The following is an 11466-nucleotide window of genomic DNA, read 5'->3' as shown; positions in this document are numbered from 1 at the left end:
CGGTGTCAGAGACGCTCGACCGTCGACAGGTACAGCTTCGCGAAGCGGTCCACGTCCACGTCCAGGGCCACGTCCACCAGGTGCAGATCGCGGGTGCCGGTGTGGATCTCGGACTCGCCGGGGCGGGGACGGCGGTCGACGATCGTCTGACCGCGCGTCGGCCCGGGGGCGAGGGAGACCTCGACCGGGAGGAGGCGCGTGGTGATGCCCGCCGGGTCCACGACCGCGCAGACCGCGCCCGCGTCGCCGATGCCGCCCGCCTCGGCGTCGGTGGTGATGTCCGGCGCGGACGGGCGGTGGGCCAGCAGCTCACCGGCGAGCCGGGCGCCGCGTTCCGCGCTCGACCGCAGTCGGCGTACGTCCGCTCCGGGGACCACGACCTGCTGGAAGACGTCCAGGCCGTACATGGTGATCGGGACCCCGGCCGTGAGCAGGATCGCGGCGGCCTCCGGATCGTGCCACACGTTGAACTCCGCCACCGGCGTGGCGTTTCCGCAGGCCACCGCGCCGCCCATGAAGACGATCCGCTCGATGTTGCGGGTCACCTCGGGGTGCGTGCGCAGCAGCAGGGCGATGTTGGTCAGCGGCGCGGTGGGGACCAGCGTGACCGGGCGCGGGGACGCCAGGATCTCGCGGCGCAGCAGCGTCACCGCGTCCACGTCGGCCGGGGCGCGGGTCGGGGCGGGCAGACCGATGTCACCCATGCCGTCGTCGCCGTGCACATGCCGCGCCGAGCGGGCGGGCTCGATCAGCGGGCGTCCGGCGCCCCTGGCCACGGGGATCTCGGGGGCACCGGCCTGCTCCAGCACGGTCAGGGTGTTGCGTACGACGCCGTCCACGTCCGTGTTCCCGGCCACGCAGGTGACCGCGCGCAGGTCCAGCCCCGGATGGCGTACGGCGAACAACAGCGCCAGGGCGTCGTCGACACCGGTGTCGCAGTCGATGATCACCGGGATGCGCTGACCGTCGGCGTTCGTCACGGCGGAGCTCCCCTCACGGGTGCGGTGGCGGGCGGTACGAGTGCGACCTTACGGTGTCTCACAGGTGGAGTGCGTCGTCGTATGGCGCCGCCGTGCGGTCACGTGCGCGCGGCGCCATACGGCGTCTTGGCGCCTCACACATCCCACAGCTCAAGCCCGCGCGCCGCGACGCGGTCGGCGATCCGGGCGACCAGTTCCTCCGCGGGTACGCCCCCCGGCCTACGCCCGTCCCGCAGCCGTACGGCCACGAGGTCGCCGTCCGCCGCCGCCTCCCGCTCTCCGATGACCGCCTGATACGGCACGAGGCGTGCCGCGCGGACGCGGGCGCCCAGGGTGCCGTGCTCGGGACCGGCGAGTTCCGCGCGCAGACCCTTTTGGCGGGCTCGGGCAAGAATTTTTTCCGCCTGTCCGATCTGCGCCTCCGCCACGGGGAGGATCACCAGCTGCACGGGCGCCAGCCAGGCCGGAAAAGCACCGCCGTGCTGCTCGATGAGATGAGCGACGACCCGCTCCACGCTGCCGATGATGCTGCGGTGGACCATGACCGGGCGGTGCTTGGCGCCGTCGGGGCCGATGTACTGCAGGTCGAAGCGTTCGGGCTGGTGGAAGTCGATCTGGACGGTGGACAGGGTCGCCTCGCGGCCCGCCGGGTCGGCGATCTGGACGTCGATCTTGGGGCCGTAGAACGCGGCCTCGCCCTCGACGGCCTCGTACGGCACGCCGGAGCCGTCGAGAACCTCCCGGAGCAGGGCGGTGGCCCGCTGCCACAGTCCGGGGTCGGCCACGTACTTGCCGCCCTCGCCGGGGAGGGACAGACGGTGGCGGACGGCCCGGATGCCCAGATCGGCGTAAGCGCGGGCGATGAGTTTCAGGGCGCCACGGGCCTCGTCGATCGCCTGGTCGAGGGTGCAGAAGATATGGGCGTCGTTGAGCTGGATGGCTCTGACGCGGGTGAGGCCGCCGAGAACGCCGGACAGCTCGGCGCGGTACATGCCGCCCAGCTCGGCCATGCGGAGCGGTAGTTCACGGTAACTGTGCGAGCGGGAGCAGTAGATGAGGGCGTGGTGCGGGCAGAGGCTTGGGCGCAGGACGACCTGTTCGGACCCGAGTTCCATCGGCGGGAACATGTCGTCGCTGTAGTGGTCCCAGTGCCCGGAGATCTCGTACAGCTCACGCTTGCCGAGCACCGGCGAGTAGACGTGCCGGTAGCCGGCCTCACGCTCCACGTCCCGGACGTACTCCTCCAGGGCATGCCGGACGACGGCCCCGTCGGGCAGCCAGTACGGCAGGCCGGCGCCCATCAGGGGGTCGGTGTCGAAGAGGTCGAGTTCGCGGCCGAGGCGGCGGTGGTCGTGCATGGCTGCTCCTTCGGATGGAGGGACGAGCACCCACGACAAAGCCCCGGGGCACTCGCCCCGGGGCTTCGGATTCGCTCAGGTGTCAGCGCGGCGCCGGGACGGGGTCCGGCGTCGTCGTGAGAGACGGATTGGCGCGCTGCATGGGCCGACGGTAACAGGGGGGCGGGCGCGAGGGCGCGGTGATTTTTGCAGTTCCCGTCACCCATGCGAAGTCGTGTGGTTACGCTCAGCTACAGACCGACTTGGGGGTGTACGCCTTGGTTCACGTTCGTCAACTCGATCCCACGGCCTCTCCGTTGGACTACTTCGGCTACGAGCTGAGGAGGAAACGGGAGGAGGCGGGACTGACGCTGAAGCAGTTCGGCTCGGTCATGTTCTGCACGGGGTCGTTGATCGGCCAGGTCGAGACGACCCTGAAGGTGCCGACGCGAGATTTCGCCGAGCGGGTGGATGCGGCGCTGGTGACGGACGGCTACTTTTCGAGGCTCGTGGGCCTGGTGCTGCGCAGCCAGCTGCCCACGTGGTTCCAGCCGTACGCCGACATGGAGGCGAAGGCGACCTACATCTCCACGTACCAGTGCCAGTTGGTGTACGGGCTTCTGCAGACGAGGGCGTACGCGCGGGCGGTAATGGCGGTGGACCACACCGACACACTCGACGAGATGGTGGCGGCACGGATGGAACGGCAGCGCGTCCTGGAGCGCGAACAGCCGCCGTCGTTGTGGGTCGTACTGGACGAGGCGGTGCTGTACCGGGAGATCGGCGGCCGAGAGGTCATGCGCGAGCAACTCGCCCACCTGTTGGCCTTCCAGGACAACCAATCGGTGCACATCCAAGTGCTGCCGTTCTCGGTCGGACAGCACTCCGGAACGATGGGCTCCTTCAATCTCCTGCGCTTCGACGAGCACCCCGACCTGTTCTACAGCGAGACCTACGACCAGGGGCACATGACGGCCAATCCTGCAGTGATCAGGGAGCGTTCGGTCGGTTACGCTCGCCTTCAGGCCGAGGCTCTCTCGCCGAAGGAATCAGCGGCACTGATCGCACGGGTGATGGAGGAACGCTATGGAGCTGAAGTGGCGTAAGTCGTCCTACAGCGGCAGCAGCGGCGGCGATTGCGTCGAGGTCGCCGATGCCACCCCCCACATAGCCGTCCGCGACTCCAAGAACCCCGAGGTCGGCGCCCTCACCCTCGGCCCGGAGACTTACGCCGCATTCATCGACTACGTCCGCAGGCCCAAGACCTCCATGCGCTAGCGGGCCACGGCCGCCCAGGACACGTCCCACTCGGTGGCGAGTCCGAGCGTGCCTCGCGGTGAGTCGGCCGACCGGGTCCGGTATTGCGGCAGGATTCGAACTTGTAACCCTCTGATCCGTAGGATCGGGCAGGCTGTTGGGCTGGGCCTCCGCCTGCTTCCGAACTGAACGTTGATGATCGTGATCAACGGTCGTCGTGTGTCGTCGTTGCCGTCAGGGTTGCCGTCAACTCCGAACGCCGCGTTGACCCAACGACGGCCTTGAACGGGGCTCTCAGGTGAGGGTCGATACCTCGAAACTGATAGCCGAGTCGGCGGAGTCGACGAGATCCGTGTGGGCGAGGCGGGCGGTGGAAGAGCCACCGCAGGGTGATCAACGTCCCCGGACAGTCCCTGAAGGCTCCTGACTGGCAACGGTCCTGCTGAACAGGAGAGGCGCGGGACATGGGGCGAGCACCCCCGGCAAGGTGTTCTCGGGGCTGGACGGCCTCAAGTGGATGCCCGAGCTGGGTGACGTCGCCGCGTTCGGCTCGGTCGGTAGATCTCGTGTGGTCGCTCCCGCGCGATCCGGCCTCGTTCCAGCAGTCGAGGTATGACGTTTTCTGTTCGGGCCCTGTTCGGGCCGCTATTCCGTAGTGCCGCGGCAGAGGCCCTCGACGCGGAACCACAGACCCGGGGCGTAGACCGCATGGATGACGGCTTCCTCTCCTCTCGTGACCCGGAGGATTCTCAGGGCCCCGCTGGAAAGTACGTCGTATTGGTAAGTGATCTCGGAATTCTCCTCGACGGTGTCGTCGTAGGAGATATCCGCCCTACGCTCGTTCGCGTATTCGTTTGGCGGCCGATTCTCCACCAGCTTGATGAAGACGCTCATGGGCCAACGGTACGGTCCATTCGTGAGCTTCGCCCTCCGGGACGAGGGGAGGTCGAGGCGTCCGCTGGCTGGGGCCCTGCTCCTGTTCACGGCAGCCTGGCAGGGGGCGGAGCCTCTTTCACGCGGGGTGAAGCCGATCAAGTCGAGGTGGCGATTCACCGATGCCCCTCAGGTTGCTGACCTGAGGGCTTGTGCAGGGCATGCACTGCACGGGCTGTTCAGACGTCGCCGTGCTGTGAGCGGTCGGCGGCCGAAGCCCGGCTGGTCGCCAGCCAGGATCGCGCGGGTTCGGCGGGATGCGTGGTGTCCACGGTGAGGTGGAGTCGGGTACCGCCTTCGCGGCCGGCCGGGCAGCTGCGTTGCTCGGTGGAATCGAAGCAGTGCCGGAGGACTTCCGCGACGCGGCGGGCGGTCTCGGGGGACGCGGCGACGACGCGGATGTCGGCGTACCCCGCCGGGGGTACCGGATCCGCTGGTGCGGGGGTGGGCGTGGCGTGTGCGGACGTCATGTTCACCGCCTCCGTCCGGAGAAGATCCGGCGGCGTCCGCGGTCCCCGTGCGGTTGCTCGCGGCGGTTACGGGCGAGGAGGGGGCCGGCGGGGTCGATGGTCGACCGGGGGCGCTTCCGGCTGCTGCTGTCGCGCCACGGCAGGACGCCGCTGTAGTGGAAGCTTGCGATCCTTTCGTCGTGCTGGGCGTTGAGCCGACGGATCAGGAGGGCTCCCACAGTGATCAGGCCCAGGATCAAGGCCAGGGTGACGGCGATCTCCACTGCCCTCACATCCCTCGGGCGGAGGGCGGAGGCCCGGTCGGGTTCCCGGCCGGTGGTGGTGTGGTCCCACCCTCGGTCTCCCATTCCTCTTCGCGGTCCCGTGACTCCCTCGCGTCGTCGGCCGCTCGCTCGTCCTCCATCAGCCTGCTCGCGGTGAGGAGGCCTCCGGGGGTGGTCGCGGCGGACATCAGCCTGGCGGCCGCGGCCGGGTCGGTCTCCGGCGGGATGATCAGCAGGTCCAGGCGCTCCGCGGTGTAGGAGAACACGAGGAGCTTGTGCGGGTCCTGCTCATTCGTGAACCACCCCACGTGCACCGTGTGTCCGGTGACGGGAACCTTGCGCGGGATCACGGGCCAGAAGGCCGGATTCACCGTGACGTGGGTAACCCGCCCCCAGGAGTGGTCCAGCCTCTCCGCCAGTGCGGGGAGCTCGCGGGAGAGGTCACGCGAGCGAGGCCACCAGGCACCGTCCAGAAGCCCCGGCGCCGTTCCCGGCGTCAGGGACAGGCGAGCGGGCGGCGAAGGGGCATGCTCGTCGGTGGTCGTACGGTCGACAGTGACAGCCATGATGCGAACCCTGCCCCCGGGCTCGTCGTCGACGGCCCGGCAGTCCGAATCACCGGGACGACACCCACATGGGCGCCGGTGTGTGAAGTGTTCCCGGTTTCTTCACCCTACTCCGGCAGGCGGGCCCACAGGCCTCGCGCGACCAGGCAACCTTGCGGGAACGCGGGCGTGCGACGACCCTGTGGGCGACCCGCCGCTGGCCTGCGGAGTACGGTGGGGCTACCGTGAGCCCTTGCCCGGTGTTGCCGGCACATTCCGGACGACGAGCGAATGCGCGGAACTCTCGGAGACAGGCGAGCACATCATGGCCGATTCCGACACCCCATGCCTTCCCGGGCTTCTGCCGGATGCGATTCACCATTCCGTGAGACCTGGGACGGCGCTCCTGCGGCTGGAGACGACGCAAGAACGCGGGGGAGTCCTGTAACGGTGCGTGGTGGCCGCGCTCCCGCGACATCCATGCCGAGCTTCCCGGTCTGATCACCGCCCTGACCGAGCACCTCGGTCCCATCATGCGCGTGGGCCTGGACGGGAGTGCCTGGGAGGAGCTCCCGGCGCGGCAGACCGTCGACGACCGGGTCGTGCGCGTCGACTCCTTCCCTGTCGGTGACGACACGGTCCTCATTACCCGGGGCGACAACGATCACTTCGCCCTGCTGGTGGTCCCGCCCGACGCGGCACCCGACGCGGCACGGGCCGCAATGGCCAGAGCCGTACGGGCCGACAATGTCACCCAGGCCGAACAGATCCTCATCGACACCGGCAGCACTCCGCGGACCTGAACGCCTGGGTGGCGCGACGTACGGTCAGCCGAGGAAGGACAGCCGGACCTTTCGGTCGGGGGTGTCCCGGCCGGTGGTCACCAGAACGACGGACTGCGAGGTCCCCAGCTCCAGCTCACCGCCGACCACGGGCAGCGTGGCGTGGGGCGGGACCAGGGCCGGGAGCATGTGCTCGCGGCCGGGGACCGCACCGCCGTGGCGGTCCTGCCAGCGGTCGTCCGCGCGAAGAACCTCACGGAGGGCCGCCAGCAGGTCGTTGTCACTGCCGGCTCCGGTCTCGATGACGGCCAGGCCGGACGTCGCGTGCGGGGTGAAGAGGTTCAGCAGTCCGTCTCTCCCGTGAGCGACCTCCCGGAGGAACGCGGAGCACGCGTTCGTCAGGTCGTGCATGGTTTCGGCGGAGCCGGTTGTCACGTCGACGGTGCGGGTGGTGAAGGTGCCGGTCATGGTTCACCAGTACCCGCTGTACAGGAGCAGCGCTGACGGCTGGACGGGTTGTTCCGCCGGACTCCGATCACCGAAGCCGCCCCGCCGCTCGACCCACGTCAAGGGCCGGTCGGTTCATCCCTGTTCGCGACGTACAGGCAGGACTAGGGCGTGTCCGGTGGGTCACCCGTGACCCACCGGACACGCCCTAGCCCCATGCGGAAGTCCATGCCGTCCCCGAGCGATCAGGTGTATTGAGAGGACGGACATCATACGGGTCCGATCGGGCAGCCTGTGGCGAAAGTACTCGGCTTCTGCTTGTTGGGCGTGGACTCCGCCTTCATCCCACCTGATCGCTGACGCTGGTGATCGTCGGTCTCTGAGTGCCGTCGCTGCCGTCATTCGATTGCCGTCATTCGGAGGAGTACGGTAGGGCCATCTCGTCAGGCTGACGTGAAATGACCCAACCCGTGTCCGTCGCTCCGTCGGTCTGAGATCCTGGAGACCGATCGAGAGGGGCCGCAGGTATGGAGTGGAAGACCCACGGTGAACGTCAGATCTACACCAACAAGTGGGTGAACCTGTGTCTGGTTGACGTCCAGCAACCCGACGGGCGCAGGTGGGAGTACCACGTCGTTCGCCTCCGGCACTTGGCCGTGGCCGCCGTGGTCAACGATCGCCAAGAAGTCCTGATGATGTGGCGGCACCGCTTCATCACCGACGCGTGGGCTTGGGAGCTGCCCATGGGACTGATCGAGGAGGGCGAGACCCCGGAAGAGGCGGTCGCCCGCGAAGTCCTCGAAGAGACGGGCTGGCGTCCCGGCCCCATCAAGCCCCTGATCTACGCCGAGCCGGCCAACGGCATCACCGACTCGCAGCACCACGTCTTCCGCGTGGATGGCGCGACCTACGCGGGGCCGCCCACGGAGAAGAACGAGTCCGACCGCATCGAGTGGATCCCTCTCAGCGAGGTGCGGGCGATGATCGACCGCCGCGAGGTCGTGAGCAGCGGATCGCTGGTCGGTCTCTTGTACCTGCTCATGGATGAATCGATCCGCTGACCGGTGGTAGGAGTTCCCGTTGCCTCGCCTCGAAGGCCAGGGCTACGGGTTCTTGCCTGTACGGGGCCAACTGGCCGTAGAACTCCCTGAGATGGCCTGACACTCGCTCGGAGGTCACCGCTGATGCGGGTTCAAGTGCTCGTGTAGCGGTGTGGCATGCCTGTTCGAGCTTGCCTTGATCTAGCTGCGTACGTGCCAGCCAGAACGAGTGAAACGCTCGGCCGCGCTGGTTGGTGTGATCTTCGCGCCGCAAGGCGTCCGCGATCAAGGGTTCGGCGGTGGCTGCTTCGCCGAGTCGGCCGTGCGCGATGCCTGTGTCCACGATGAGCTTCGGCTGGTCGAAGTAGGTCACCCATGACGGGTCGGGGTCGCTGGTCTGGATCTGCTCGTAGTGGCGGTGGGCTTCTCGGATCGCCCGGTGAGTGGAGTCCCGGTTGCCGAGGGTGGCATGAGCGAAGGCTTCGCGCATGGACAGCATGGACAGGACGCGTGGGGTGGTGCCAAGGTCCGAGCGGGCTTGGTCCTGGGCGGCCGTTACGAGTGCCAGCGAATCCGCGGGCTTGTCCTGGTAGGTAGCCTGCAAGCTCATGCAGGCCAGTACGTTGGCCATGAACTGCCGGTCATCGATTTCCTTGGCCAGTTGCAGGGCCTCGGTGAAATACGCGCGGGCTTGGTTGTACTGGCGGGCGTCGAAGTAGGTCCAGCCGGTGAGGCGTGCCAATTCGGCTGCGATTCCGTACAGGCCGTTCTGGAGGGACGGGGGCCGGTTCTCCTTCAGGAGTCCAACGACATGGCGGAGTTGGCCGACGATGGCCGGCCTCAGCGCCTCGCCGCCGTGCTGGTTGTCCCGTCGCCAATAGTCCTCGATGGAGGAGCGGAAGGCTTCAAGTGTGGCTGCGTTGAGGCTCGTTCGAGTGGCCAGCGCCAGGATGCTGTCTACATCGGGCCCTGGCAGACGCGGGTATCTGCTGCTCGGGCTCTGGTGCTTCTGGCGCCTTGCGCTCGGCTACGACGAGGGCCTGAGGCGTCTCCCACGGTCGACGGGCCAGCCCAAGCATGTGCCCTGGGATGCGCAAGCCGTCCGCGATGCGCTCGACCACGTCCATGTGCTGCAACTGGCGTCGGCCTGCGATCACTTCGCCGACACGGCTGGGGGTCAGCTCACAGCGTCTGGCGATCATCGACGGATAGATGCCCGCTTTGGTCTTGACCAGCCGGAAGACTCTGGCGAAGTCCCGTACCCGGCACGCATTGATCATCTCGGGATCAGTGAGCAGCCTGGCAGGCAGTTCCTGCGGCCGGTCGGGATCGGGCATTGGGTGGCTCCCCACTGCGAGGGCTACGCAACGTCGTTGGGTGTCTACTTGCCGCGATGTTACCCAAGTTGGGTAATCAGCCTGACCTTTTGGCGGCGGTCCTCGGATCGCGATGCTCTTGTCCATGGCGAGCAACCGGCATACCAGACCAGGCATCGGTGAACTGGCGAAGGACACCGCCAGGGGACGTATCGGCGTCGTCATGGGCAAGCTCGGCGGCCGTGTGCAGATAAGGCCGATCGGCGGCGGCACGGAGTGGGACGCCATCCCGGACAACGTGGAGCCGCCGAGTGCGCGGGAGGCACTGAGCGCACACCTGGCCATCAGGAACGGCAGCAGTCGGGACGGGCTGTGATGCGCGTCATCGGCCGGTACGCGGGAGTCCTGTTCATCGTCATGATCAGCGGATCGTGCGGCCTGGTGATCGGCATGGCTCTCGCCATGGGCCAGTAGACAGGCCGCCCCGGACGGGTGCCATCCCCGGTTCCCCCCTTCCCCGTTCGGGGCGGCCATCCAAGCCCGCTTCCTGGTCGTCCATGAGCCACGGCTCAGCGACCGATGCGGGCGGTAAGTGCCACGCACCGCTACACACAAGGAGTACTGGTATGACGGCAACGGCGAACGATCAGAGGACCGGTCGCGCGGTGGCTGGTGAGGAGCTGTTCGAAAGCCTCGCCCACTTTGTGGTCGTCCACAACGGGCAGTCGCCCGAGCGTGCCGAGCGGATCGCGGACCAGGCGGTCGCCTTCGTGGTCACCGCAGCCACCGCCACCATCCCCATGGTTCCGTCGGACGACGTGGACCTCGGCCTGCACGCGCTCATTCTGCACACGAAGGAGTACGCGGAGCTGTGCGAGCAGTACGCGGGCCGTTTCCTGCACCACAACCCGAAGCCGGGTGGGGGAGGCCGTGATCCGGAGTTGGTGGCCGCCTCGGTGCGTGCCATGAAGGCGGCTGGGTTCATGGTCTTCGATGACTTGTGGACTGTGGACGGCTCGAACCTCGCTCAGTGCGACTCGGACTGTGGCCGACCGTACGGTCAGGCGTAGCACGCGACATCAGCGGCGCGGCCGGCCTCGACTCGTGGTCGGCCGCGTTCGCTCGGAAGGAGAAGAGACGTTGTCCGGCTCAACCCCTGAACTGCCGATCGTGGTGCTCGACGCGCTCATGCCCACGGCTTGGCGCCTGGTGCTCAATCGTCGGGGCTCGACGGTCTGGGAGGTGGAGGGCCCTCGAGGCCACTACGCCGTGAAAGTCGGCTATCCGATCGAGGCCACGGCCGACTGGCCCGCCCAGCCCTGGACCGCTCTTGCGCCCGCCCGTGAAGGTGCCGTTCTGTATCACCTCGGCTTCGCTGACTTCGCGTACGGCGAGTGGGACCACGGGACGTGGAACTTCCAGCCGTGGCGTGAGGGGCCGGACCTGTACCAATTGTGGGAGCCCTGCCGTAAACCAGACTCCGCCATCGCCCCGCACATCAGCGTGGCGCTGGGGTGCGTCGATGCGCTGGCCGAACTCCACTCCCAGGGTTGGGCACACGGTGATGTGCAGCCCGCCCACTTCATCGTCGGGCCGGAGCGGACGTACCTCATCGACCTTGCCCTTGCCCGAGGCGGACGCGTGCCCGAGGGGTACGACTTCCCCTTCCGCGGCTGCCTCGTCCACTACGAGGCACCGGAGATCTCCCGCAGCGTGCTCGACACGGGAGAGGCCGAGCCGACGGAGGAAGCCGATGTCTATGCTCTCGGCGCTTCCTTGCTGATCTCAGCCACGGGCTGGCGGGCGGTCGAGTATCCGGACGATGCCCCGCGTCCTGTGCAGCGGGAGGCCGTGGCGAACGGTCGGCGGCGGCCAGTGAAGGCGCCTGGCGAGCTGGGCAAGCTGATCGACGCGATGCTCAGCCATGCCCCCGAGGATCGGCCCACCATCTACGAGGTGGGTGCGGCCCTGAGCTGATCCCGAAGCCCCGGTTCATCCGGCGTCTCTCGCACGGCTGAACCCAACAACCAAAGACCGGACCACCCCTCAGCCTGGACAGCTAGTCGGGGCGGTCCGGTCGCGGAACCCCCGAATAG

At 67.9% G+C, this 11466-nt stretch carries 13 protein-coding genes and 2 pseudogenes; 7 read left to right on the top strand and 8 right to left on the bottom strand.

Features of this window, described 5'->3' with window-relative positions; genetic code table 11:
• Positions 1–5: 5 nt before the first annotated feature.
• Both OG254_RS25665 and thrS read right to left on the bottom strand, forming a co-directional pair.
• Complete coding sequence (locus OG254_RS25665; protein WP_405585907.1) at positions 6–980, bottom strand: nucleoside hydrolase; 975 nt, start codon at positions 978–980, stop codon at positions 6–8.
• A gap of 134 nt (positions 981–1114) precedes the next feature.
• Positions 1115–2338 carry a threonine--tRNA ligase gene (thrS, locus tag OG254_RS25660; protein ID WP_405585904.1) on the bottom strand — a complete coding sequence of 408 codons (1224 nt, stop codon included), beginning with the start codon at positions 2336–2338 and terminating at the stop codon, positions 1115–1117.
• Between the two features lie 257 nt (positions 2339–2595).
• On the opposite strand from thrS, the gene OG254_RS25655 reads away from it, so the two are divergent.
• Positions 2596–3423: a Scr1 family TA system antitoxin-like transcriptional regulator gene (locus OG254_RS25655; RefSeq protein WP_405585901.1), complete on the top strand. Its 828-nt coding sequence runs from the start codon at positions 2596–2598 to the stop codon at positions 3421–3423.
• Entirely contained in the window at positions 3404–3595 is a 192-nt protein-coding gene (locus OG254_RS25650) for a DUF397 domain-containing protein (protein ID WP_405585899.1), read from the top strand. Before OG254_RS25655 ends, OG254_RS25650 begins: the two co-directional genes overlap by 20 nt.
• Positions 3596–4219: 624 nt before the next feature.
• Here the strand turns inward: OG254_RS25650 and OG254_RS25645 are convergent.
• From OG254_RS25645 to OG254_RS25630, 4 genes are all read right to left on the bottom strand, one after another.
• The gene (locus OG254_RS25645) at positions 4220–4468 is read right to left on the bottom strand and encodes a hypothetical protein (protein ID WP_405585896.1); all 249 of its coding nucleotides are present in this window, start codon (positions 4466–4468) and stop codon (positions 4220–4222) included.
• Between the two features lie 218 nt (positions 4469–4686).
• Positions 4687–4977, bottom strand: a complete 291-nt coding sequence (locus OG254_RS25640) for a hypothetical protein (protein ID WP_405585893.1) — start codon at positions 4975–4977, stop codon at positions 4687–4689.
• A gap of 2 nt (positions 4978–4979) precedes the next feature.
• Complete coding sequence (locus tag OG254_RS25635; RefSeq protein ID WP_363150029.1) at positions 4980–5240, bottom strand: hypothetical protein; 261 nt, start codon at positions 5238–5240, stop codon at positions 4980–4982.
• 5 nt (positions 5241–5245) lie between these two features.
• Entirely contained in the window at positions 5246–5806 is a 561-nt protein-coding gene (locus tag OG254_RS25630) for a DUF5994 family protein (protein ID WP_405585890.1), read from the bottom strand.
• Positions 5807–6110: 304 nt separating this feature from the next.
• Here OG254_RS25630 and OG254_RS25625 point away from each other — a divergent pair.
• Positions 6111–6588, top strand: a pseudogene (locus OG254_RS25625) (DUF5994 family protein).
• 24 nt (positions 6589–6612) lie between these two features.
• On the opposite strand, the gene OG254_RS25620 reads toward OG254_RS25625, so the two are convergent.
• Positions 6613–7035, bottom strand: a complete 423-nt coding sequence (locus OG254_RS25620) for a YjbQ family protein (RefSeq protein WP_405585888.1) — start codon at positions 7033–7035, stop codon at positions 6613–6615.
• Positions 7036–7541: 506 nt separating this feature from the next.
• Here OG254_RS25620 and OG254_RS25615 point away from each other — a divergent pair.
• Entirely contained in the window at positions 7542–8075 is a 534-nt protein-coding gene (locus OG254_RS25615) for an NUDIX hydrolase (protein WP_405585885.1), read from the top strand.
• Here OG254_RS25615 and OG254_RS25610 read toward each other — a convergent pair.
• Positions 8053–9391 (bottom strand): annotated as a pseudogene (locus OG254_RS25610) (helix-turn-helix domain-containing protein). The gene OG254_RS25615 and the pseudogene OG254_RS25610 overlap by 23 nt on opposite strands.
• A 112-nt stretch (positions 9392–9503) precedes the next feature.
• Here OG254_RS25610 and OG254_RS25605 point away from each other — a divergent pair.
• The 3 genes from OG254_RS25605 to OG254_RS25595 all read left to right on the top strand — a co-directional run bounded on the left by OG254_RS25605 (position 9504) and on the right by OG254_RS25595 (position 11347).
• The gene (locus OG254_RS25605) at positions 9504–9746 is read left to right on the top strand and encodes a hypothetical protein (protein ID WP_405585882.1); all 243 of its coding nucleotides are present in this window, start codon (positions 9504–9506) and stop codon (positions 9744–9746) included.
• 250 nt (positions 9747–9996) lie between these two features.
• On the top strand, positions 9997–10440 hold the full coding sequence (locus tag OG254_RS25600) for a glycine-rich domain-containing protein (RefSeq protein ID WP_405585879.1): 444 nt from the start codon (positions 9997–9999) through the stop codon (positions 10438–10440).
• A 70-nt stretch (positions 10441–10510) separates the two neighbouring features.
• The gene (locus OG254_RS25595) at positions 10511–11347 is read left to right on the top strand and encodes a protein kinase (RefSeq protein ID WP_405585876.1); all 837 of its coding nucleotides are present in this window, start codon (positions 10511–10513) and stop codon (positions 11345–11347) included.
• Positions 11348–11466: the final 119 nt, after the last annotated feature.

It is taken from the genome of Streptomyces sp. NBC_01092, from assembly GCF_045039535.1.
Lineage (GTDB): Bacteria > Actinomycetota > Actinomycetes > Streptomycetales > Streptomycetaceae > Streptomyces.
This window is presented reverse-complemented; position numbering and strand designations above follow the sequence as displayed.

What these genes read in the sequence shown, in the direction of transcription:
- OG254_RS25605 (WP_405585882.1), top strand. Translation starts at nt 9,504, where the DNA reads ATGCTCTTGTCCATGGCGAGCAACCGGCATACCAGACCAGGCATCGGT.
- thrS (WP_405585904.1), bottom strand. Translation starts at nt 2,338, where the DNA reads ATGCACGACCACCGCCGCCTCGGCCGCGAACTCGACCTCTTCGACACC.
- OG254_RS25630 (WP_405585890.1), bottom strand. Translation starts at nt 5,806, where the DNA reads ATGGCTGTCACTGTCGACCGTACGACCACCGACGAGCATGCCCCTTCG.
- OG254_RS25620 (WP_405585888.1), bottom strand. Translation starts at nt 7,035, where the DNA reads ATGACCGGCACCTTCACCACCCGCACCGTCGACGTGACAACCGGCTCC.
- OG254_RS25645 (WP_405585896.1), bottom strand. Translation starts at nt 4,468, where the DNA reads ATGAGCGTCTTCATCAAGCTGGTGGAGAATCGGCCGCCAAACGAATAC.
- OG254_RS25615 (WP_405585885.1), top strand. Translation starts at nt 7,542, where the DNA reads ATGGAGTGGAAGACCCACGGTGAACGTCAGATCTACACCAACAAGTGG.
- OG254_RS25600 (WP_405585879.1), top strand. Translation starts at nt 9,997, where the DNA reads ATGACGGCAACGGCGAACGATCAGAGGACCGGTCGCGCGGTGGCTGGT.
- OG254_RS25650 (WP_405585899.1), top strand. Translation starts at nt 3,404, where the DNA reads ATGGAGCTGAAGTGGCGTAAGTCGTCCTACAGCGGCAGCAGCGGCGGC.
- OG254_RS25640 (WP_405585893.1), bottom strand. Translation starts at nt 4,977, where the DNA reads ATGACGTCCGCACACGCCACGCCCACCCCCGCACCAGCGGATCCGGTA.